At 45.8% G+C, this 23,445-nt stretch carries 22 protein-coding genes; 9 read left to right on the forward strand and 13 right to left on the reverse strand.

Features of this window, described 5'->3' with window-relative positions; genetic code table 11:
- Positions 1 to 315: 315 nt before the first annotated feature.
- Both EL84_RS05150 and EL84_RS05155 read right to left on the reverse strand, forming a co-directional pair.
- Positions 316 to 1,473 carry a glycerate kinase gene (locus EL84_RS05150; RefSeq protein WP_047840937.1) on the reverse strand — a complete coding sequence of 386 codons (1,158 nt, stop codon included), beginning with the start codon at positions 1,471 to 1,473 and terminating at the stop codon, positions 316 to 318.
- A 3-nt stretch (positions 1,474 to 1,476) separates the two neighbouring features.
- Positions 1,477 to 1,911: an Lrp/AsnC family transcriptional regulator gene (locus tag EL84_RS05155; RefSeq protein WP_036671743.1), complete on the reverse strand. Its 435-nt coding sequence runs from the start codon at positions 1,909 to 1,911 to the stop codon at positions 1,477 to 1,479.
- Between the two features lie 161 nt (positions 1,912 to 2,072).
- Between EL84_RS05155 and EL84_RS05160 the strand changes: the two genes are divergently transcribed.
- Positions 2,073 to 2,540, forward strand: a complete 468-nt coding sequence (locus EL84_RS05160; protein ID WP_047840938.1) for a VOC family protein — start codon at positions 2,073 to 2,075, stop codon at positions 2,538 to 2,540.
- Positions 2,541 to 2,630: 90 nt separating this feature from the next.
- Here the strand turns inward: EL84_RS05160 and EL84_RS05165 are convergent, their stop codons facing one another.
- Positions 2,631 to 3,185, reverse strand: coding sequence for a hypothetical protein (locus EL84_RS05165; protein WP_047840939.1), 555 nt, complete (start codon positions 3,183 to 3,185; stop codon positions 2,631 to 2,633).
- Positions 3,186 to 3,281: 96 nt separating this feature from the next.
- On the opposite strand from EL84_RS05165, the gene EL84_RS05170 reads away from it, so the two are divergent.
- On the forward strand, positions 3,282 to 4,199 hold the full coding sequence (locus tag EL84_RS05170) for a phosphatidate cytidylyltransferase (protein ID WP_036611662.1): 918 nt from the start codon (positions 3,282 to 3,284) through the stop codon (positions 4,197 to 4,199).
- Positions 4,200 to 4,308: 109 nt separating this feature from the next.
- Here the strand turns inward: EL84_RS05170 and EL84_RS05175 are convergent, their stop codons facing one another.
- Together EL84_RS05175 and EL84_RS05180 are read right to left on the reverse strand one after the other, a co-directional pair.
- Positions 4,309 to 4,887 carry a hypothetical protein gene (locus tag EL84_RS05175; protein ID WP_161799406.1) on the reverse strand — a complete coding sequence of 193 codons (579 nt, stop codon included), beginning with the start codon at positions 4,885 to 4,887 and terminating at the stop codon, positions 4,309 to 4,311.
- Positions 4,888 to 5,064: 177 nt separating this feature from the next.
- Entirely contained in the window at positions 5,065 to 5,442 is a 378-nt protein-coding gene (locus EL84_RS05180; protein ID WP_047840940.1) for a LysM peptidoglycan-binding domain-containing protein, read from the reverse strand.
- A 304-nt stretch (positions 5,443 to 5,746) separates the two neighbouring features.
- On the opposite strand from EL84_RS05180, the gene EL84_RS05185 reads away from it, so the two are divergent.
- The 3 genes from EL84_RS05185 to EL84_RS05195 all read left to right on the forward strand — a co-directional run bounded on the left by EL84_RS05185 (position 5,747) and on the right by EL84_RS05195 (position 8,219).
- A complete protein-coding gene (locus tag EL84_RS05185; protein WP_036611668.1) occupies positions 5,747 to 6,799 on the forward strand; it encodes a bifunctional transcriptional activator/DNA repair enzyme AdaA in 1,053 nt (350 codons plus the stop codon).
- A gap of 77 nt (positions 6,800 to 6,876) precedes the next feature.
- The gene (locus tag EL84_RS05190) at positions 6,877 to 7,650 is read left to right on the forward strand and encodes an isocitrate lyase/PEP mutase family protein (protein ID WP_036611671.1); all 774 of its coding nucleotides are present in this window, start codon (positions 6,877 to 6,879) and stop codon (positions 7,648 to 7,650) included.
- Positions 7,651 to 7,700: 50 nt separating this feature from the next.
- A complete protein-coding gene (locus tag EL84_RS05195; protein WP_036611674.1) occupies positions 7,701 to 8,219 on the forward strand; it encodes a hypothetical protein in 519 nt (172 codons plus the stop codon).
- Between the two features lie 161 nt (positions 8,220 to 8,380).
- Here the strand turns inward: EL84_RS05195 and EL84_RS05200 are convergent, their stop codons facing one another.
- The 7 genes from EL84_RS05200 to EL84_RS05225 all read right to left on the reverse strand — a co-directional run bounded on the left by EL84_RS05200 (position 8,381) and on the right by EL84_RS05225 (position 14,466).
- Complete coding sequence (locus tag EL84_RS05200) at positions 8,381 to 9,079, reverse strand: hypothetical protein (protein WP_036611676.1); 699 nt, start codon at positions 9,077 to 9,079, stop codon at positions 8,381 to 8,383.
- Complete coding sequence (locus tag EL84_RS05205; RefSeq protein ID WP_047840941.1) at positions 9,076 to 9,951, reverse strand: ABC transporter ATP-binding protein; 876 nt, start codon at positions 9,949 to 9,951, stop codon at positions 9,076 to 9,078. Before EL84_RS05205 ends, EL84_RS05200 begins: the two co-directional genes overlap by 4 nt.
- Positions 9,948 to 10,328 (reverse strand): GntR family transcriptional regulator, encoded by a 381-nt coding sequence (locus EL84_RS05210; protein ID WP_036611682.1) that lies wholly within the window; start codon positions 10,326 to 10,328, stop codon positions 9,948 to 9,950. The genes EL84_RS05205 and EL84_RS05210 overlap by 4 nt, the downstream gene beginning before the upstream one ends.
- A 99-nt stretch (positions 10,329 to 10,427) precedes the next feature.
- The gene (locus EL84_RS31180; RefSeq protein ID WP_017691550.1) at positions 10,428 to 10,598 is read right to left on the reverse strand and encodes an aspartyl-phosphate phosphatase Spo0E family protein; all 171 of its coding nucleotides are present in this window, start codon (positions 10,596 to 10,598) and stop codon (positions 10,428 to 10,430) included.
- Positions 10,599 to 10,855: 257 nt separating this feature from the next.
- Positions 10,856 to 12,238: a hypothetical protein gene (locus EL84_RS05215; protein WP_047840942.1), complete on the reverse strand. Its 1,383-nt coding sequence runs from the start codon at positions 12,236 to 12,238 to the stop codon at positions 10,856 to 10,858.
- A gap of 272 nt (positions 12,239 to 12,510) precedes the next feature.
- Positions 12,511 to 13,428 (reverse strand): aldo/keto reductase, encoded by a 918-nt coding sequence (locus tag EL84_RS05220; RefSeq protein WP_047840943.1) that lies wholly within the window; start codon positions 13,426 to 13,428, stop codon positions 12,511 to 12,513.
- Between the two features lie 147 nt (positions 13,429 to 13,575).
- Positions 13,576 to 14,466, reverse strand: coding sequence for a diacylglycerol/lipid kinase family protein (locus EL84_RS05225; RefSeq protein WP_047840944.1), 891 nt, complete (start codon positions 14,464 to 14,466; stop codon positions 13,576 to 13,578).
- A 381-nt stretch (positions 14,467 to 14,847) separates the two neighbouring features.
- Here EL84_RS05225 and EL84_RS05230 point away from each other — a divergent pair, with 381 nt between their 5' ends.
- The 3 genes from EL84_RS05230 (at position 14,848) to EL84_RS05240 (ending at position 19,451) form a co-directional block, all read left to right on the forward strand.
- Entirely contained in the window at positions 14,848 to 16,365 is a 1,518-nt protein-coding gene (locus tag EL84_RS05230) for a leucine-rich repeat domain-containing protein (protein WP_053061391.1), read from the forward strand.
- Between the two features lie 272 nt (positions 16,366 to 16,637).
- Positions 16,638 to 17,978, forward strand: a complete 1,341-nt coding sequence (locus tag EL84_RS05235) for a glycoside hydrolase family 30 protein (RefSeq protein ID WP_047840946.1) — start codon at positions 16,638 to 16,640, stop codon at positions 17,976 to 17,978.
- Positions 17,979 to 18,290: 312 nt separating this feature from the next.
- Entirely contained in the window at positions 18,291 to 19,451 is a 1,161-nt protein-coding gene (locus tag EL84_RS05240) for an MFS transporter (RefSeq protein ID WP_047840947.1), read from the forward strand.
- 137 nt (positions 19,452 to 19,588) lie between these two features.
- Here EL84_RS05240 and EL84_RS05245 read toward each other — a convergent pair whose 3' ends face one another.
- Positions 19,589 to 20,551 (reverse strand): endo-1,4-beta-xylanase, encoded by a 963-nt coding sequence (locus EL84_RS05245; RefSeq protein WP_047840948.1) that lies wholly within the window; start codon positions 20,549 to 20,551, stop codon positions 19,589 to 19,591.
- A 609-nt stretch (positions 20,552 to 21,160) separates the two neighbouring features.
- Here EL84_RS05245 and EL84_RS05250 point away from each other — a divergent pair.
- Entirely contained in the window at positions 21,161 to 23,290 is a 2,130-nt protein-coding gene (locus EL84_RS05250; protein ID WP_414855710.1) for a 5'-nucleotidase C-terminal domain-containing protein, read from the forward strand.
- Positions 23,291 to 23,445 lie beyond the last annotated feature (155 nt).

A 23,445-nucleotide genomic window follows, 5' to 3' on the forward strand; every position in this document is an offset into this window, starting at 1 on the left:
TTTATTTTAAAAAAAGTGTTCTTTGGGACCTATATAACTCCAGCCCTTAAATCAAGGTGTACCCGCCATCCACATACAATGTGCTGCCCGTCGTGAACATATTGGCCATCAGATACGTAACTGTATGTGCAATTTCTTCATTGTGCCATCAAGGGTAAAAATAACGCGAATGAAGCGACCTGAACGACAACTATACAATGGAACTTCACAGCAAAAAAGACGAGAGACAGATCACCTGATATCAGGCATATCCGTATCCCGTCTTTGTCACATCACATTCCAATCCGACCCTATACGATCCGGATGGGCACTGACCTAAGAAAGTAACCCCAGCTTCAGCACCCTGGCAATATTCTCGGTGGTACGTTCCACATTCTCCGGGCCTTCTCGCAATAGTCGATCCAGATCTGCTGCCCCAGGCACAATACCAAATATGGCATCGATGCCTTCTGCGTAGAGGGTGTTGCTCCCTTCGCCCACATAGCCTGCAAGGGCAATCACAGGTTTACCTGCTTCCTTGGCTGCCCGAGCAACACCATAGGGGGTCTTGCCAAATTTCGTTTGGAAGTCGATGCCGCCTTCACCCGTAAATACCACATCCGCAGCAATCAACTTTTCACGCAACTCAGTATATTCAATGACAATCTCAATCCCTTTACGTAATACAGCCTGTGTAAAAATCAAGAGTCCCGCGCCCAATCCACCAGCCGCTCCGGCTCCTTGTTCATCTCGGATATCTTTATGAAGTTGCTGTTTCACCACATCTGCATAATGGGACAGATTCGCGTCCAGCTGTTCAACTATCTCTGGAGTTGCCCCTTTTTGTGGTCCAAACACCCTTGATGCGCCATGCTCCCCACATAGGGGATTGGTCACATCACAGGCCACAATGAACTCCACTTCTTGCAAACGCTCATCCAGACCAGATACATCAATCCGAGCCAGTTGATCCAAAGCCCCGCCCCCACGCGCAAGCGGCTGACCCTGTGCATCCAGAAACTTCGCACCAAGTGCTTCAGCCATGCCAGCCCCACCGTCGTTGGTCGCGCTACCACCAATGCCAATGATGATCTTGCGTATGCCAAGGTCCAGACATGCGCGAATCAACTCGCCTGTTCCATAGGTTGTCGTCCGGAGCGGGTCCCGGGTGTCCTTGGTAACCAAGTGGATGCCGCTGGCCGACGCCATCTCGATGGCCGCCGTTGTTCCGCCACCCAGAATGCCATACTGTGCAGTGACTGTCTGACCCAATGGTCCGCTCACCTCGTGCTGGTGAAGGACACCGCCGGAAGCATCCACAAGGGACTGAACCGTACCTTCCCCACCATCTGCCATAGGTACATGAATATAGCCTGCCGTCGGATATATTTTACGCAAACCTTTTTCCATCGCAATACATACTTCTTTCGCTGTCATACTTTCTTTGAACGAATCCGGTGCCAGAACAAATGTCTTCTCTCTAGTCTCTCTCATATCTTAAAGGAGAACACGGTTTTCCATAATATTTTTCATGCTGATATGGGATTTGGAGGGACCCAGCTTCACCAGTGAATCCTGAAATTCGGCAAGTTCTTCAATGGACGCCGTCTGTACCTTGATCAGGTAGTTATACTCACCGCTAATCCGATAAACGTCCGTGACTTCGATAGCCTGTTCACAGAACTGAACCAACTCGTCGCAATGCTCTGTTTTGAGTAAAATAAACGTCGTGGTTCCACGGTTTAACTGGGCCAGATTATAGATGGTTGAATATCCCGTTATTACACCTCTCTCCTCCAGTTTCAGAATTCTTTCCTTAACCGAAGGTTGGGACATGTTAATTTCTTTGCTTATCTGTGCAACGGGGATACGTGCATGATGTTGCAGCAAGCGCATAATCTGCTGATCGATTTCATCTATCATGTGTTCCATTTGTAAGACCTCCGAGTCGTCGACTTATTTAATAAGGTTTTTCTAATGAATTAGCTAAAAATAGTTAGATTTCATCTCATTATATCCTTTGATATTGTATGGTTCCAATGCGATATCAACCCTATACTTTAGAATACAATCTGAAGAAGGAGCGATGTAATGTGAGTGTTATTGGACTTGCACATGTAGCCATTCAGGCTCGTAATTACGAAGATACTCTGGCGTTTTATACAAAAGTATTGGGATTCAAGGTCGGTCACTCCTGGAGTTTGCCTTCCTTTCACATTACCGAGGCATGTATGCTGATCTCTCCGGATCAGCGCACATGTATTGAGGTATTTGATCCAAAAGCCTTCATTCCCGCCGAGGGTGAACCTGCCACCTCTCCTGAAGCGGTCCGGCACGGCGCACTGTTACATTTCGCCTTTTACGTGCACGATGTAGAAGATATCTATCAGCGAGCGCTCGCCCATGGAGCCAAGGCCTACGTTGAACCGGATTGGATATCGCTTGGCGAACCTGCACTTCGGGTTAGAAATGCGCTCGTCCACAGTCCAAATGGTGAAGTGATCGAATTCCTTGAAGAGGTTGATTTTGACCGATCCTCATCCTCACCATCATCCATATGAAGTACACAAACAGCCTGTTGCCTCGTCATTCGTGGCAGCAGGCTATTTCATGATTGGATTTGCTTCGCAAGCATCAGCACGCGCACTATCTTACTCTTGCTCTGCATTCCCCAGCGTATACTCGCTTAATTTCCCTTCATAAACCAGTTGCAATCGTTCACTCTGGCGAAAATCATCCGGTGTCACCAGTGCTGGCAGCTTGTTCCACAGTTTGATTCCCGAACGCTGTAGAATTTCAGCTACAAATTGGGAGCAGAAGTAGGAGTTGCTGAACTCTACCGGTTCCTTGAGCGTAATGCCAATCACGCCGAGCAGATTGTACATATATTTCTGGCGACTGCGGATGAAAATGTGCAGCACACGTTTCATCTTTTCCACTTCACGATCCGTCACCTGAAGCTTGTATATGACACATGTGGTATTGGGATACTTGCTGTATGTACCTGTCTGAATATTCTCCTTCACAAACCCACCATTCAGCGGATTGCTCGGATGCTTGCGGCCGAAGCTGTACAGTTCGGCTAACTCCCGGTCAAATGAGATCGATGCGTGATTATATGGCGCTCGGGTATAGCTCTGAATAACCTTGGTAAACAGCGTTCCTGTATTCGTAAGCAAGATATAGATGGAGCGTTCATCTGTCATAGCAAAATTTCCCCTTATCAAGTTGGCACTATTCCTTCATAATAACATAGGTACCCTACAATGGAATCTTACTTTGAATAAGCAGGTGATCGGTACGTGAGCAGTTCACTCTTTACACTAACGTTAATCTTCACAGCTTTACTTGTGATACATATCGTGTACAAAATTATTGCAAAGCTTCAGCCAAGCAAAGACTATTCAGGCATCGGCCAAAAAATCAAAACCTGGTGGGGTATGTTTGTGATCTTCTGCCTCGCCACCCTTTTTAACCCCATCGTGTCCCTCATCTCCCTCATGGTGCTTGCATTCTTCTCACTCAAAGAATACTTCTCCATGATTCGCAGTACACGCAAAGCCGACCGCAGGCTGTTCCTATGGGCGTATCTGGCGATTCCGGTTCAGTTCTACTGGATCTACATTGGATGGTATGGCATGTTTATCGTGTTTATTCCCCTATATGTGTTCCTAGTGCTGCCCCTGCCACGTCTGATTAACAAAGGTACGGTCGGTTTCCTGCGCAGTGTCAGCTCCACACAATGGGGACTAATGCTGATGGTGTTTGGACTGAGCCACTTGGCCTATTTCCCATTTGCCTCACCGGAGTACGGCTCCAAGCTGGTGCTGTTCTTGGTCGTGCTAACACAGCTTAATGATGTGGTGCACTATCTGGTCTCTCTCTATCTGGGCAAACGAAAAGTGGTGCCTACCGCCAATCCATTTGTCACCTGGGAAGGGTTTGCGTGTGCGTTTATTGTAACGACAGCAACGTCTTATTTGATCCATCCCTACCTGACGCCATTTGATTGGAAATTCTCGCTGTTCATCGGGGTGTTGATCAGTTTGGCTGGATTCTTCGGTAGTCTGACGGTGTCTGTACTGAAGCGCGATCTGTTAATTGGAGATGACAACAAGTTCGATTCGCTCAAAAAAAGCTACCTGAGCCGGGTCGACAGCCTGACCTATACCTCTCCGGTTATGTTCCACGTGGTCCGTTATTTCTTTGACTTTATGTAGCAACAGATAGATCGGCGAGCTTGTAATTATGTATGTCAAAAAAAGCAGCCCAAGTGGCTGCTTTTCCTGTTCAACAGGCTCTAGACGGACCCTTCATGATATGCCTGCGCTACTTCAACGTAATTTCTTTTTCGGACATGATTTCGTTCCCCTCATCGTTTGTGAACACAAATGTCGCTTTGCCCCGCTCGCCCTTCATCTCATCCGAATAGATAAAGCCAGAGAACTGTCCATTGCCGCTAAAGTAAAAACCCTCTTCACCATTTCCACCATGTTCAATGGCTTCCTGTAGTGAATTCACAATCGTCACCGTGTTAGACGTCCACCGCATCTCCGTTAGTGTATACCCCTTCGGAACCTGTTTAATTCCAAAATCAAAGCTGTTACCCTCGCTCGGTTTCTCCGACTGGTCAATGACGATATCAATCTGCTCAGACGGTTCAGTTGATTCCGATTGAGCTGTAGGCTTGCCCTCATCACCACTGGCACTGCCTTGGCTATTGTTATTCTTCGCATCCGCATTCGGTACAGAGTTTTCTCCAGCTTCCTCTACGGGTTGCTTCGATTGCGGATAGGCGTGCTCCTGAACCGATTCATTATTGTTCTTGGCACCACAGGCACTGACGAATAGCGAAATACAGAGCACAGACATGCAAAGTGCAGATTTCTTTATATTTATTTTCATCATCTAATTCTCCCTTCATTCATCTTCGGCACGTATATCCAACACGCCACTTATTAATCACTACACCATATCGTCCCACATGAAGCTCCATTATATGTAAATGATTAATAAATTCAGTATGTAACTGCACCTCGATGATTAAAAAAAGAACTCTGTTCATGACTTCATACACGTATTATTTTATCGATCAAACCCAGGCAAGACCAACACTTGTCCAATCTGAATAGCGTTATGCTCAATTTTGTTCACTTTCTTGATTGCTTCTACATACACACGAGTGTCCATCTGCTGAGGTTTATGTACCAATGAAATGCCCCACAGTGTATCTCCCTGAGATACAACGATCTGGTCCCCCGACAACAATTGCTCATCCCCGGCAAATGCAGTGAATACAGCACTACACCCTATGATTATAATTAGAGTTATAGTGACGATCTTCATTAGCCAGGCTGGCGTCTTCACACGCTGCATGAATTGACCTTTAACATACATGGTGCGAGACTCGGACGTTTTGGTATAAGCGGATTCATAAATACTTTTGTACGTGGAATATTTCATTCTAGTCGACCTCCAGACTTTCATTCCGCTAATCTTTAATTTCATGTTTACCTATGTATTTTTCCTATAACAATGAATGATCAATAACTCGCTTTTTCACTATATAGGTATCTTTGCCTAAGTCACCATACCCTGATAGGTCTATACTACCAGTTCACTCTAAACAAATTCTGAACAACCGAATTTCAATGTTATATCAGATTCAATTTATCCAATATTCATGCCTGATTTTCGGCGATGCTTGCTGCAACGTTTTTCTATAATAGGTATAGATAAAGATTCTAATGAGTAAGGACGTGCCCCCATGATTTCTGCTGATCTGAAGGAACAATATTACGAGGCGCTTGTAGCCAAGGATTCGGAATACGAGGGTTTATTCTATGTTGGAGTCCGAACCACAGGTGTGTTCTGTCGTCCCACATGCCCTGCGCGAAAGCCAAAATTCGAAAACTGCGAATTCTATGAGACGGCTCAACAGGCACTTCTGGCCTCTTATCGCCCTTGCCAGCGCTGTCGTCCACTTTCTCACCCTAACCAAGTATCCGATGTCGTTCGCATATTAGTGGAAGCTGTGGAGAAAAATCCGGAGAAACGCTGGAAAGAACAGGATTTCAAGGCCCTCTCCATCGACGAATCCACTGCTCGCCGACAATTCAAGAAGCGGTTCGGCATGACCTTTGTAGAATATGCTCGCGCTCGCCGCATGGGACTTGCCCTGAAAAATATTCGCTCCGGCCGCACCGTGATTGATAGCCAATTATCTACCGGATATGAATCAAGCAGCGGCTTCCGCGATGCCTTTTCACGGATCATGGGTGCTGCCCCTACACAAGTCGATGAAGGACATATCCTAAAAGCGTCCTGGATTGACACCCGCCTCGGCCCGATGATGGCCATCGCAGATGAGGAGTCGCTATATTTACTGGAATTTGTGGACCGCAGAGGTCTGGAGCGCGAAGTTGAGCGTCTGCGCAAACGAACCAAATCAGCGATTGTACCCGGCACTACAGCTCCCATCCAGTCCATTGAGCGTGAACTAAACGAGTACTTTCAAGGTATTCGGACAGCATTCGACACACCGTTGTTCTGTTTAGGAACACCATTCCAAAAGCGTGTGTGGGACGAGTTGCTGGCCATTCCGGCTGGTGAAACGAGGTCATATCAAGAGATTGCAAATGCACTGGGAAAACCGACTGCTTGCCGAGCTGTGGCACAAGCGAATGGGGCCAATCAGCTTGCGATTGTGATTCCATGTCACCGTGTAATCAATGCCAGTGGTGAACTGGGTGGATATGGCGGGGGATTAACTCGCAAAAACTGGCTTTTGACTCATGAGAAACAAAAACAGGGTAGCTGAAAAACAGAATGAAGTAATGAAGTACGTATCAAATGTCCAAAGGAATGCATGATATAACAAAGGAGAGTCAACATAATATGAGTACCTTAGAAGAAAAAGCAGCGTTGTTCCAACAATACCATGTGAAAGGAAAACCACTTGTTCTGGTCAATGTGTGGGATGCCGGAAGCGCACAAGCCATCCAATCCGCTGGAGCAACGGCCATTGCTACCGGAAGCTGGTCCGTTGCTGCGGCCCACGGTGAACGCGATGGTGAAGCCATGCCATTCCATCTGGTGCTTGCCAATCTCGCACGGATTACAGCGAGCGTGGATCTGCCTGTAACGATCGATATAGAGGGAGGGTATGGGAGGTCTGTGTCAGAAGTGAAGCAAAATATCCTGCAAGTCATCGATCATGGTGCTGTAGGAATCAACATTGAAGATCAACTTCCCGCTGGCTTGGGATTGTACACTGTGGAGGAGCAATGCCCGAGATTGTCCGCCGCCCGGGAAGCTGCGCAGCAGGCAGGCATCCCGTTGTTCATTAACGCCCGCACAGATATTTTTCTACAACATGCACCTGAACACCATAACCACTCTCTCCTGGAGGAAGCACTTATACGTTCGAGCCATTATGCAGATGCAGGAGCCAGTGGTCTGTTTGTACCCGGTTTGCAGGATCACCAACTGATTCAGGAATTGTGTGAGCGTTCACCGCTGCCAATTAACGTCATGGTTACGTCTCCTGAGCCTTCACCAAAACAGCTTGCCACACTGGGTGTAGCACGTGTAAGTTACGGGCCATATCCCTATCTGCAAGTTATGGAACACCTAAAAGAACTGGGGAGAAACATTTTATCGGGAAATTAACAGGAGGGCATGTTATAATCACCTCTATTGAACATTTACAGGAGGCAATTATGCTTAACGTGGAACAAAAGCTAGAAGTGCTACAATCGTATCCCCAACTGCAACGCAAAGATGTTTCTCTCGGTCGAGTTAATTTCCACTACGAGGATAGTGCGTATGATAAAAAAATTGTTGCTCTCCATATTCATCCTAACGGAAACGGTTATATCTATGCAGGGCTACTGCCTAACTGTGAGACCGATGCTAAAGGATTCGTCAATATTCGTGATTACTCCGAAGCAGATCTGCGCACATTGTTAGATGAAACAATCCAAGCGATGTCTCACAATCCCAACGCAGTTGAATTCGAAGAGCCAGAACAAGTAAAAGCTACTGCTCCTGTATTGTCTACAACCTCTACGGGTGGCGGAACGTGGATCGATGAAGATGGACATACGCTGACTTTAAAATACGAAGATGACATGTGGTATGTATATTCCGGTGATAATCTGGATATGGCTTTTGAGTCACGTAGCGAAGCCGGCGAGTACCTCAAAGACGAAGGATTCAAACCGCAGGCTCAAGCTTAAGGGATGCACCTTCATTTGGAATTACGTATAAAGATTGTTGAATAGGTAAATCCAATGATTTAGGATGATACAAAAAACACGAGGCGTGTTCGCACTCGTGTTTTCTAATTTCGGAGATTTCGCTTAGATTCCTTGCCCAGTTCCTTTATAACTGTTTCCTGTCAGTCTTTTTTGGTTTTCATGGTAAGCGGCGCATTCTTCATCATCGGGTACGTAGATAGAAGTAGCGCACCACCAATACATCCCAGAACGGTGAACAGTGTCATCATATTCACATTCGCAAACCACTTCATCCACTCCCCAAGATCTGCGAAGACAACGATCAGAGTGATCATTAGGCCTACCCCAAAGAACATAATGAAGAAGTTACGCATCCCCAAGCGCATCCAACAAACCGTTGGGAAGACAGAGATTCCCAGTACAAGAAAGCCGCACATCAGATCGATCCACAGGTAGGATAAGAAATGATATTCGCTTGAATACAACATGCCCGGTTGATAAAGGGTTACGTCAACAATTCCTTTTTCCTGAAGCAGGTGTAAGAGGAAGTACGCCACATGCAGAATGATCATGGTGCCTGCAACCATCCATACCGAATTCATATAGAAGGATTTCATGAATTGAATTCGTGTACTGCCCATACCAATCGCAACCGGAAACAGTGTAATCATTCCCCCGATGGCAAACGCACATATCCCTCCGTACATGGGACCAAACAGTTGCGTAGCATACGAGACATCAAATATGAAGCCAATGGCCAAATATACAACGGCGAGCATTAGAGCGATGGATGAAAATATGCTCAGAAACAAACGCATATCATCGCGAATCAGTCGGTTCGTACCTTTTACTGCGTTCATGGTTTAACCCCCTCTTGATTACGGGTCCTGTTAACCAAATAATCTTGTAATGTCGCTTTCTCAATGGATAGCCCCTGTGAATGAGCGATATCCTTCCACATTTTCGAGTAGGGCTCATCAATCATGACTTTCACAGTCGATCCCATCTGGGAAGACTCTATAACTTTAACACCTGCTGTGACTCGGTTGATATCATCTATTCCCCCTGTTAGAAGAACTCCTTTTTCGCGCATCTCTTCCATCGATTGATTTAACAACACCTCTCCGGCTTGCAAAACGATAAGGGACTCACACAAAGGCTGAATCTCCTCAATATGATGACTGGATATGAGAATCAGACGCGGGTTATCTTCATAACTTTCCAGTAGCGCATTATAGAAGAATTTACGCTTCTCAGCATCGAGTCCATTGGTAGGTTCATCCAGAATGGTTATCTTTGCATTACTGGCAAGACCCAATATAATCTGGGCAGCAGTCTTCATGCCTTTCGAAAATTTAACGATCTTTTTCTTCGCCGGTAGTTCGAACACATCGATTAAACGTTCCGCCAAATCCTGATTCCACTGCGGATGAAAATATTGTCCCATTTGAACCATATCACTAACTGTCCAGTTTTTCCCCAGGGGATGATTCTCCTGGATGTAACACAGATGCTCTTGGGCAGCCAGATTATTATAGGGGTCTTGACCCATGATCTGAACGGTTCCACTGTCCGGGCGGTTATGCCCTGCAAGTAAACTCATCATGGTTGTTTTACCCGCTCCATTTCTTCCCCAGATTGCACTAATGATTGGCTCACTCTCATGTAGCGTAACCTGGTTCAGAACGGGCGTCTTCTGGTAGCTGTAGTTGACCTGCTCCATATGAATCATAACTCACTCTCCTTATCCTTCTTGCCACGAATCAGATCAATGATCATGTCTTCATTCATGTGAATCCGTCTGGCTTCTTCAAGTAAAGGCTTGATGTATTCTTCATAAAAATCTTGCTTCCGTTCAACGAGCAATGCTTCTCTTGCTCCCTTTGCAACAAACATTCCAACACCTCGCTGTTTGTATATAATCCCCTTGTCCACGAGTTCCTGCAGTCCTTTGCGGGCTGTAGCCGGATTGATATTGTAGAAGCGTGACAGTTCATTGGTTGAGGGAACCTGTTCTTCCACCTTCAATCTGCCCTCCACAATATCGTCCATAATCATCGTAGCAATCTGATGAAAAATAGGCTGAGATTCATCCAAAGTCGATTTCATGTGCTTCCAACTTTCATACGTATTCATTGGTCAGTTAGTCGGTTAGTTACTCATGTAACTAACTATAGTATACAAAGACGCAAATGTAAATAGGCGAACTTAATTCATCGCCTTTCCTACCTTTGCTCTGTTGTATTGATTAATAAGCCCGTCCAGGACTACGGATTGCTGGATCACTTCCGGATGAAGCAGACTACCGTATTCCATATGCATGCGATATAACAACTGTCTGGCATCTTCGATCCGTGATATCAAATCCAGGCGATCCATAGTACCCCTCCTTTTTGTCATATTTTAGTGTATTATGCCAATCATAAGCGCATGTGAGATACGACATACTTATTCTTCCACTTTGATACACAAAAAAAGAACGCTTCTGAAATGAATTCAGAAGCGTTCTTTACTTTTATTAAGTTCCAAATCCATGATCAGCGGGTCTCATAATTTCGGGGTTCGGGCTTTCGGGATTCGGGCTTTCCTTGCCTGGGACAGGTTCCGTAGCAGGAGCTACGATGAATACAACGATACTACAGGTAGCTATCAGCAAAGCCAACTTTCTCTTCATTGAGTTTCTGCACCTCACTAATTATCATTTTGTATTGCTGTTTCGCCGTCTCAGATGCAAATTCCCGGTATTGCTCAAACAGTCCGACACCTCTAAGCATACCTCGTCCACTGCTAATTTCAATAGAAAATTTTAAACTATCTAGCACAAATTCTATACCTAAATGATACTCGTCTTTCTTTAAATAATATGCACCCAAATCTGCTAAAAGTCGTAAATATCGATCATCCGTAACTTGTCTGCTTACTTTACCAATTCGGTTACTCTGTTCCTGATAAGTGAAGTAGGATTCATACTGTTTGAGAACATGATCAATATCCTTATCATAGCGATTAGCCGCCGTTACAATATCACAAAGCGCTGGGAATATCTCATTTTCCTTCGTCGAGATATACGCCAGGTAATCTGGTAATACCTCAAACTGTCCACCCATTAAATGATATATATATCGATTAGCTTCAGCCCATTCTTGAAACTGATTCATAACTACGATTTCATCTTTATCCGGGTTCCTCACCCAGCGATTATCCGAATATAAAGAAACATATTTAAGTGCCTCAGTGTAGTCCTTTAATTGATAACAGGCACTTCCTGCAGCTAGATCGGAGTATAGAATATAGAAAACAATTGGTCTTTTGGTCTCTTCTTGTTTCCTTCGGCCATTCATCTCATAATGGATGGACGCTTTTATTTTCAATTTTTCAGATAACTCCTGAACCTTGTCCCATCTATGCAATGCTCCAAAAGCATTAATCAGTTCGTTAAGCGCATCCAACTGGTAGCGTTCATCCAGCCGATCCACATAATATTCGAACCGAGATGCAATAATCAGATTTCGGTGCTGATCATTGGTTAGCCCCAACCTGAACAGTCGATACTGACAGAGTGCAAGCCGCTCGGAATGTTGCATTTTCTCACTCTCGGCGATGTTTTCATATAGAAGGATGGCTGGTTTGAATTTACCCGCTTGGTAGAACTCTTCAGCCACATCAAATAACAAAGGAATATAGGATAGATTATCCATCATCAGACGAATAACCTCTTCAATACAGTCCAACTTGTCCAACTCGGCACAGCGATGAAGGAAGGGTCCCAGTCTTCGCCAGTCCGGGGTCGCGTGTACAAAACACTCGTCTATGTATAACTCATAGAAGTAACCTTCTTCCAGTCTCATGGCGGAAGTAATGCGATCCAACTGCTGCATGGCAATAGGCCGATTTTTATTCAAAATATTGCTGAGCGTACCCGAATTAATCCCTGACGTTTCCGAAAAATGACTAATGGACATCTGTTCACGCTTCAGATAACTTTCCAAGTGATCGCGTATCGTGGTTGTCGACTCCAAACGAACACCACCCTCCAAAATAAAAAACATAAACGGGATTATCGGTATGCAAAAGTAATTATATGTAATTAGAAAGTATCGGTCAATATAATAATTTCAACTAATTTGTATTAAAACCATTTTAATCCTTTTATAAAACAGACAATCCTATCCTTATTTTATATCGGAAACACGTCTGGCATCAAACCTGAAATTAGACAAAAAACACGAGCCATCTACGGGCTCGTGCTCTCAACTGACTCAGCAGTCAGTATACTCACTATAACTTGGATTTAAGGCAGTATATTACCTGCCGCACGGTAAATTTCATACCACTCTGGACGAGTGAGATGAACATCTCCTGCTTTTACACAGTCTTGCAGACGTTCAATGTTCATCGTGCCTGTCACAGGTTGCATCTGCGCAGGGTGACGAAGCAACCATGCGATTGCAATCGTTGTATTGCTCACGTCATACTTCGCAGCAATCTCGTCAATCTTTGCATTCAATTCCGGGAACTTGTCGCTACCCAGGAATACACCTTCGAAGAATCCGTACTGGAACGGGGACCACGGCTGAATAGTGATATCATGCAGACGACAGTAATCAAGAATGCTACCGTCACGGTTAACCGCGGCATCGTTCTCCATGTTCACATTAATGCCACTGTCAATCATCGTGGTATTGGTAATACTCATCTGCAACTGGTTGGCTACCAGTGGCTGTTTCACGTATTTTTTCAACAATTCGATCTGGTTCGGATTCTGGTTGGATACCCCGAAGTGACGCACTTTACCTTCGCTCTCCAGTTGATCAAAGGCTTCAGCCACTTCCTCCGGCTCAACCAATGCATCAGGGCGATGCAGCAGCAGAACGTCAAGATATTCCGTTTTCAGACGTTGCAGGATACCATCCACCGAATTCAGGATGTGCTCTTTGGAGAAATCAAACATGCCTTTGCGGATACCGCATTTGGATTGAAGAATCATATTTTCACGAACTTGGGGATTCATCTGTACTGCTTCGGCGAAGATCTCCTCACATGTTCCTGTACCATAAATGTCGGCATGGTCAAAGAAATTTGCGCCAACCTCCATTGCAGAACGAACAAAATGTTCGGCTTCCTTACCGTCTAGTGAATTAATCCGCATGCAGCCCACCGCGACTACAGGTACTTCTAGTGCACTGCTGCCCAATTTAATGGTTCTCAAGATGTTTTCCCTCCATATTCGAATATTATCGTGTATCTTACCTTTGATTGTGACATATATCTGCAATCGGTTTCAATAGCTTTATCCTACATTCATATGGAGAAATGATAGGTTCTTCATTCCAGCCTATAGATCCAAAAGAATGAACTATACTTCTTCCGGTATGATAACCTCAATATGCCTTGGCAGGACTCGGATGTGAATCGGCAGGGCAGGACCTTCTTCCCCATCTACATTGGTGCGAATGGCTTCGTCTGAGCGAACATGAACTTCTTTGGCTGTAAAATAGTCCACGTCCTTATGGTCTTTCAGACTACCAAATAACAGGGAGGTGCCCAGGGTCAGACTGTTGAACACACTGATATTACGAACAACAAAACAATGTATCAGACCATCGTCCACCTCTGCATCCGGGGACAACTTCTCGAATCCTCCAACCGAGTTGGTAAGCGCCGCCAGAAAAAGTGGCGATTCCCCCTCCCAGATCTGTCCGTCATATTCGATGGTTAGATGATTGGCTGGTGTATTCACCAGGTCTTTCAAGCCTTCTTTCAGATATGCGAATGATCCCAACTTCGACTTTTCTTCCGAGGATACGGAGAACAGAGCTTCTGCCAAAGAACCCGCAGCCACAACGTTGGCAAACAGGCGATCATTGATTTTCCCCAGATCCACGATATGGGTCTGATTCGAACGTAGCTGCCTAATGGCTTCTTCCGGGTCAAGCGAGATATTCAGCGCACGCGCAAAATCATTCACCGTACCTAGCGGTATAACGCCTAATCGGGGACGATGATCCTGATCCATCATGCCGTTAATCGTCTCATGCAGTGTACCGTCGCCTCCAATGGAGATGACCAGATCACAGCCGTCTTTGCAGGCGCTCAGACAGTAGTTGGTGGCATCACCTTCCCCGGCCGTCTCATTAACCACCACCTCATACTGCTGTGACTCCAGAATTCCTCTGACTTGGGACACATACTGCTCGGCCTCTTCCTTACCTGACGATGGATTACTAATGATCATGGCTTGGCGCATACTCACATCTTCCCCTCCAAAATGGCATCTTTACTTCATCTTTACCCGTTTCAAGGGTGGGTTGAATAGGGTCTGCGGGAGATGTTTTATTTTTTTTGATAAACATGTCTCTGAAGAGTGCAGAGCAGGGTTTGTTTCATATAGAATAGAAGTAGAGAAATGCCCATTACGAAATTCCTTGTTCCTTTTTCCCGTTGACGGGTTAATAACTATAGATGTGCTTTGAGCCGAACCTGCATATGTTAAACTCTTCAATTCACACTGAACACTCCCGTGGGCAGAACAACCTTTCGGTCGCTGTTATCGTGTAGATACTATACTTAACTAACTCAATCTGTTCGGATTATTTTATAATTCTAAAAATCGGAGGGAATGCATGCAATGAGAAGAATGACGCTATTATTTCTAGTATTCATCCTGAGTCTCGGGGCATCGGGGCAAGCCTTGGCTTACACAACTACGGACTTGGGCGAGGGAATCATTGAAGATCCCGCTTTGGAGGACGGACTGAAGTTAATCCTGAACAAACCTCTGGATATGCCATTAACTTCAACGGATCTGGAGCAGCTTGAGGTGGTAGATCTGAGCAATACAGGTATTCACAGCCTGTCCGGTCTCGAATATGCAACCAATCTGACTCACCTCCGATTATATGGGAATGAGATTGAGGATCTCACACCGCTGGCGCACCTAACCCAGCTTCGCGAGATCGATGTTCGCAATAATTACATTACATCCATAGACGCACTTACTGAATTAAAAGACTTGGGACGGCTGTATATCAGCAACAATTCCATTTCTTCCATAGAGGTTGTACGTGGGTTCAACCGATTACATACGTTCCACGCCAGCGGTAACCAGATTGCCAGTCTTGCGGCCCTCTCGGATGCGGATGCACTGAAGTGGCTTGAGATCTCGAACAATACGATTAACGATCTGACACCGCTCATGGGTAAAACCCGGCTCCAACAACTCAATGTAGCAAACAACCAGGTTCAGACGCTGGACGTACTGGCTGAATTGCCAAATACACTGCGGAATCTGAATGTGGCAGGTAATCAAATCACGGATCTGACACCACTGGAGCATATGACACGCCTTCGGACACTTGATATCTCTGGTAACCAAGTACAGCATCTCAAGGGGCTTGAGGAACTGACTGGGCTGACAGAGCTGAATGCAGAGTCCAATCAGATCTATGATCTGGAACCTTTACGGCAGCTTTCCAGCCTGGACGTGTTGAAATTATCCAACAACCGGGTGTGGGATCTGACACCGATCGCAGGTTTTACGTTTACCCGTGATCAGTCAGCGACAAATGTTATACAGGATATCTCGGCGTCTACCTCGTTATCCTCCGGTATTCAGACGTCTGTCTCAGAGGTTGAGCCTGCCGGACTCACAGTGCAGAACAATTATCTGGATGTTGTGAGTGGCAGTCATACGATGCAACTTCTGAACCGGATGAATGTGCGGGAGCAGAAACGAACGCCGCAGGGCAGCTTCCAGCGTCTGATTGAAGGGTCTACCACCGCCTATGTCGGAGATCGTGCTTACGCACTGGATGCTGCACCTTTTATCGATGAAGGGCGGACCTATGTGCCTCTGCGTTTTGTCTCGGAGCAGTTAAATGCCCGTGTGAACTGGAACAGCGGTACGCGCGAAGCAGTGATCACACAGAATGACAAGACTATCCGCTGGAGCGTGGGCAACAAACAAGTTGTCGTGAATGACACGCTTGCGATCAATGATGCTCCTCTTCTGATGAAAAATGGTAAAGCTTTTGTACCGGTTCGCTTCATCTCGGAGCAATTCAATACCTCTGTTGGTTACATCGGAAGCAGCAAAACGATTCTGATTTTTGAAAATAAACAGCTTGGTGAGAGTGTACAGCCTTAAGAAAAACATAGCGAAAGTCCCCGTCTGAATAATCAGCGGGGATTTTGTTGTGTTATGACAGTTGTGTTAAGACATTGGATAATGGTATATGGACATCGCCGATCACAAGCAAATACAGCATACGATCTGTCTATGCGAATACGAATTCGTGATACTCCATCTTGGATTAGGGTAAATTTCACACGGTTTAGCATATCTTCTTTTGCCGTGGGAATTGTTATACTGAACGTAATATATATGACAACTGAGGTTCAAGCGAGGAGGAAATTCACATGACATTCACGCTCACTGGTTATTCCACAACCCAAGACAGCCCGTGGAGAGAGCTATCTTTTGTGCCGACTAATGAAAGCGCTAACTTAAAACTGACGGGTGAACAGCACCAACTTGTGGAAGGGTTTGGCGGATGTTTCAACGAGCTTGGTTATATGGCTCTGTCCCACTTAAATGAAGAGCAGCGCCATGAGGTATTTCACTCTCTCTTCCATCCAGAGGGTGAGCACAAGTTTAACATCTGTCGCCTGCCGATCGGCGCAAGTGATTATGCAGAGCAGTGGTACAGCCACAACGAGGTGGACGGCGACGTGGCCATGGAACATTTCTCGATCAAACGTGATTTCAAATATCTGATTCCTTACATCAAGGAAGCTCTGACATATAACCCGAACCTGCAATTCTTCGCCTCGCCATGGAGTCCGCCAACGTGGATGAAGTCGCCCAAAGCCTATAACTATGGGACACTGCGCTGGGAGAAAGATATTCTGGAGGCCTACGCCCTGTATTTTGTAAAATTTGTACAGGCTTACCGTGACGCAGGCATTACGATCCATCAGGTGCATGTGCAGAACGAAGTGATTGCAGATCAGAAATTCCCTTCTTGCATGTGGACAGGCGAGCAGCTTCGTGAGTTTATCGCCGATTATCTGGGCCCGGCTTTTGACAAACACGGTCTGGATACGGAAATCTGGCTCGGAACGATCAACGCCCCTGATCCATGGGAAGAATTAATCAAAAAGAAAACAAACGACTTCGATGAGTACGCCGGGCTTGTCCTGAGTGATCCAAAGGCCTATTCCTATATCAAGGGTGTTGGGTATCAATGGGCAGGTAAAAATGCCATTCAACGTACCGCGGCGAGTTATCCGGAGCTGCGTTATATGCAAACCGAGAACGAATGCGGTGATGGCAACAACTCATGGAACTACGCCAAGTATGTATATAATCTCTATCAGCACTACTTCAGCAACGGAGTGAACGCGTACATCTACTGGAACATGGTTCTGGAACCCAAAGGCCGCAGCACATGGGGCTGGGAGCAAAACTCCATGATCACCGTAGATCCGGACAATAAGGAGGTTACTCGGAACCCCGAGTATTATGTGATGAAACACTTCGCTCATCATATTGTTTCTGGTGCTCGAAGAGTCGGCCTGTCTGGCGCATGGAGCGGGAAATCCGTTGCTTTCCGCAACCCGGATAACAGTCTCGTGATTGTCATCAACAATCCATTCCAGGACCGTCGTGACCTGTATCTAACCCTTGAAGAAGGACAAACCCTACACATGGAGCTGGAAGCCGATTCATTCAACAGCATGGTTATTCAACCGAAATAACTAATCCAACACATCGTTAAAAACGCGGACATCAATAGCGTCAGGCCCCAAGGATTCCCCGGGCCGGCGCTATTTTTTTATGGGCCAGACCATGCTTATTGTCAGCATGATTACTCCTGTAGAACACAAGCAGAAGACAACTTAAAGATATGACGTTTCACCTTTTATATTTACAAATCTATAAATCTAGATATAATGTAATCCAGAGAACTTACTCTCATGTCCATCATATTATAGGAGGCAAGGCAGGCTCATTTTAGCATAACATATCTACTTTTCTGTATATTTAAATTTATTGGAGGTACGCTTTACATGAAATCACAACAGGTCAATCCACTCCTTATCCTGATGCTGGCACTCGGGGTATTCGGAATTATTACAACAGAAATGGGAATCGTGGGGGTACTGCCTCAGGTTGCGCATAAATTCGGTATCTCGGCTGCACAGGCAGGTTGGCTGGTCAGTATATTTGCGCTGGTTGTAGCCATAGCAGGCCCTTTTCTCACCTTACTGGCATCCGGGATGAATCGCAAAATTATCCTTTTAGCCGCTGTGCTGATGTTTGCCATTTCGAACGTCGTCTATGCCTACGCCACAACATTTGATACCATGCTTATCTTCCGTATCATTCCCGCGTTATTCCATCCCGTCTTCTTTTCCGTAGCCCTGGTCACCAGTGCCCAACTTGTTCCGGCAGAGAAAAGCAGTCAGGCCGTCGCCAAAGTATTCACCGGAGTTACCGCGGGCTTTGCCTTTGGCGTGCCACTCACATCGTATCTTGCTGAACGCCTATCCCTCGAAATCGCCTTCCTGTTTGGAGCGATGGTCAGTGTGGTCGCTTTGATCGGCATATGGATCTGGCTACCCTCGATGCCCGTGAAGGAAAAGATGTCCTATGGCAAGCAGCTCGGTATTCTGCGCAAACCTGGATTATGGCTGAATGTTGCCGCAGTCATTTTTATATTCGCCGCCATGTTCTCCGTGTACAGCTATTTCGCCGAGTATCTTGGACAGGTCACCCACATGAGCGGATCATGGATCAGTGTCATGCTGACCGTCTTTGGTGTCGTCATGATCATCGGAAATTTGGGGTTTGGACAGTTTCTGCGTAAGAGCGTGGTCCGCACTGTCCTCATGTTCCCCCTGCTGTATGTAGCAGCTTACGCACTCGTCTATTGGGCCGGTCCCCACTTCATGTGGATGATTATTGTAGTCATCCTCTGGGCATCCGTGCATTCAGGAGGATTAATTGTAAGCCAAACCTGGTTAACCGCTGAAGCGCAGGACGCGCCTGAATTCGGCAACAGCTTGTATGTATCCTTTTCCAACCTTGGTATTACCTTGGGTACAGCCATCGGCGGATGGTTCATCGCGAACCTGGGAATACATCAATTGATCTGGAGTGGAATGATATTTGCACTGATCGCTTTTGTCTTGGTTTGGATTAAAATTAAATGTTTCCCTGCACCATAAATTGCCGAACACTGTTGAGACAAAGCATTAACACAAAAAGCGCCATGTTCCCATGCTTAACATGTGGAACAGGCGCTATTTGGTGTTATATGATTACCGGATTTACAAAGGATGCTCCGACTCGTCAAAACGCACGCTTAAGGATTGTTCGCCAGGTAATTTCTCAGCCATTGCATAGCCGGACGTTCTGTACCGTTGCTATTGACCAAGTGGGAGCCAGCCTGCCAGGTTTGATTCTGGTTGTAACCCCACAGCGTCACACCTTTAACAGCAGAGTGTTTCCACAGCACAGGGAATTTTTGCTGATAACGCTGCAATTGTGTATTATCGTCACCTGTCATATCCAGCTCGGATACATAGATTGGTAGCCCTGTAGCCGCAAGCTTGTTCAGTACCGTGTTCATTGTGTTCACAGAAACGTTGTCCATATTGAAATAATGCGCCTGGATTCCAATACCATCAACTAGACCTCTGTTTTTCAAAAGGTTGATAATCTGGATATATTGGTCCGCTTTGGCAGGATCACCGATAATACCATATTCATTAATTAACAATTTGGAGTTAGGGAAGGCTTGTCTCGCCTGTTGGAATGACCAGATAACCCAATCCCAACCCGTTGCCCCATCTCCACCAATGGCATTGCGATAGGATGGTTTCGCATGCAGAGGTTCATTCACCACATCAACGAAGGCAGACTTCGAATACCGCTGTCCTGCAGCTTTAATCCATTGTGTCACTTCAGCCTTCTGATCTGCGGCTGAGAGACTGTTAATCCAATTTGGCTGTTGATTTCCCCATACGAGCGTATGGAATTTGAACGGAAATCCGTTGTTGTTAGCATAGTTGTAGGCCATGTCCGCCTGGCCCCAATTCATTACGTTGCGTGTGCCTTCAATAGCATCCCACTTGGTTGAGTTCTCCGGAGTTACCTGATTCCAATATGGGCTAAAATTCGAAGGAACCTGGTTGGCAATAATATTGCCCAGAAATTTGCTACCTTTCGCCAAACCAGCACTCACACTACCAACCGCAACAGAAGCAGCGAGAATCCCTACCAATGCCAGTGAGCCGACTGTTTTGAACCACTTAGACTTAATCAATGATTTTCCTCCTTAGTATTGTTTTTTGTAAAGCGCTTACAAACATCATTTTACTGGATAATTTTGGTTTTTAACACCTGTCAAATTATAGTATTTTATTGCAAAAAAATAGATTTAAATGCTTTTTCTGAAGTTATTCATAGATTCACTCTCTTAAATCCAACATAACTCTTACAGTGCGAGTTCAAAAAGTTTGGTTTTCAGTACCGAGAAGTTGGAATGAAGTTAGAAATGGAGTAGCGGAGCGTAGGGAAAACTACGTGAGCAACAGACATTTCGGCTGAATTTCAACTTCGATGCTGATGATGCCGCTAGGCATGATTCGTAATCAAAAGCGGACTTTTTGAACAACCTCTTACATTGGAGTTTACATTCACCGCATGTTTATCTAGTATGAAATGATACATATCTTTACACACACTAGATAACAAGGGAGATTACAACATGCGCAAAATTTCAACAAAACGTTTCGCCGGATGGCCTTTATCTTTCCTCTTATGTGCCTCCATTTTGTTCGCCCCGTTTGCTTCCACTCCGGTTCAGGCTGCTGAGGCAGACAAGGAAACCAAGATTACGTTGCTGGGTACATCGGATATTCATGGTCGATTCATGCCGTGGGACTATGCTCTGGACGGTCCAAATCCAACCGGAAGCATGACACAGCTCTACACCATTGTGAAAAAAGTCCGTGCTGAGAATCCCAACACGATCCTGCTGGATGCAGGAGACATGATTCAAGATAACTCGGCTGAGTTGTTCAATGATCAACCTCAATCTCCCATGATGGTTGCAATGAACGAAATGAAATATGACGCATGGGTTATGGGTAACCATGAGTTTAACTTTGGACTGGACGTACTGGAGAAGATCTCTTCCCAATTCAATGGACAGCCTCTCGTGGGTAACATTTTCAAAGAAAACGGCGACCGCTACATGCCTGCCTATACGATTATCGAGAAAGACGGAATCAAAGTGGGTGTTATCGGAATGAACACACCTATGATTACCGAGTTTGAAAAAGGGACCGATCACCTGGACGGCATCATCGTCAAAGATCCTGTGGAAGAGACCAAGAAGGCCATTGCTGAGCTGAAAGGCAAAGTCGATGTCATGGTTGGACTCATGCATATGGGATTGGATAACGAGAACGGAAATCCGGGAACCGGAGTGACGGATATCGCCAACGCCAACCCGGAGCTGGCTGCTATTTTTGCCGGACACATGCATACCTTGATTGAATCCCAAACGGTTAACGGCGTATTGATCTCCGAACCGAATAAATATGGCTCACATATCTCTCGAATTGATCTGACATTTGAAAAAGATGGCGACAAAGTTGTGCTGAAAAGCAAAGAAGCTCAAGCACTCGCTGTAAAAGCAGCAGACGGAACGTATGAAGTCTCCGATCCTGCGCTGGAAGAGACTTTGCACCCATTCCACGAGTTCGCTCGTGCCGATGCCAACATTGAAGTGGCTGAACTGAAAGGAACGAACCTGGTCCCTGCTGATGAGATTAAGGGTATCCCTGCGGTGCAGATCCAGGAAACACCTTTGTCTGATTTTTTCACCGAAGTGATGTTGCATTACAGTGATGCCGATGTGGTCGCGCACCAGATTGATAACGACAAAGCCAAGCTGGATGTAGGCCCGATCAAGAAAAAGGATATTGCATTCAACTACCAATACACCTTTGGTGAAGTGACTGTATATGAAGTAACCGGACGTGATCTGAAGGATTACATGGAATGGTCTGCGGGATACTTCAACTCCACACGCCAGGGTGATGTGACCGTCAGCTTTGATCCGAAACGACGCGCTTCCAAATACAGCACCGATGATTTCTTCGGCGGCGTGACGTATGAGATTGACCTGACCAAGCCATACGGCAGTCGGATTACAAATCTCAAGTACAGCAATGGGTCAGTAGTCAAAGAAGACGATACGTTAAAACTTGGCATGAACGCCTATCGAATGGAAGCCCTGATTGCCAAAGGCGGCGCGATGGAAGGACGTAAGTTCAAGCAGCTATGGTCCTCCAAGGATGCTTCGGCATTTGGTGAGATTCAAGGTACGATTCGCAACCTGTCCATCACCTATCTGAAAGATGTCATGAAAGGTGTCTACGAACCGAAGATTCAACACAACTGGAAAATCACTGGCGTAGACCTGACTGCACCGGAGCGTGCAGATGTAGTGGAGTTAATTAACGATGGCATTATGTCTGTGCCAACAACAGAAGATGGCAAGTACACCAACATTGCCTCCATTAACATTTTGGATGCGGTGACTCAAGAAGAGATTGATACACTATCTGCCAAAGCAGGTGTGAGTGCAGCACAATTCGCAGGCGTGAAAACCAAGGGAGCGTTCTATCAACAGCTGAACAAAGCTCGCAAAGCGGCAGGCAATGGCGAGGGTGCAACTACTCCTACACCTGAGAAACCAACAACGCCAACAGTACCAAAACCAACACCAACTCCAGGCACGTCGAAACCTGGTAAGCCATCCACACCAAGCACGGGTAAACCAGGAACTGTCACCAAAGGCAAACAAGCCAAGGTTACTGCGGCTTACCTGAACGTACGCACTGGCGCTTCATCCAAAGCGAAGGTCGTTGCTGCCGTACCGAAAGGCACCCTGCTTGAGGTGATCAGTACAGACAAGTATGGCTGGGTAAAAGTGAAGCTGGATGGACGTGTAGCATTTGTATACGGAAAATACGTGAGTATTTTGAAATAAGTAAAATCGTTACGCACTACGCTTAACGAAAAAGAAAAAGGGCGATTCTCCCATGGAACTCATGGTCGGGATCGCCCTTTGTTATGTTAACGAACCGTTATGAGTATTGCTGCAACTGCTTTGCGAGAGTACATGCCATAACGGGTGAACGAATT

The organism is Paenibacillus sp. VT-400, assembly GCF_001029205.1.
GTDB classification, from domain to species: domain Bacteria; phylum Bacillota; class Bacilli; order Paenibacillales; family Paenibacillaceae; genus Paenibacillus; species Paenibacillus amylolyticus.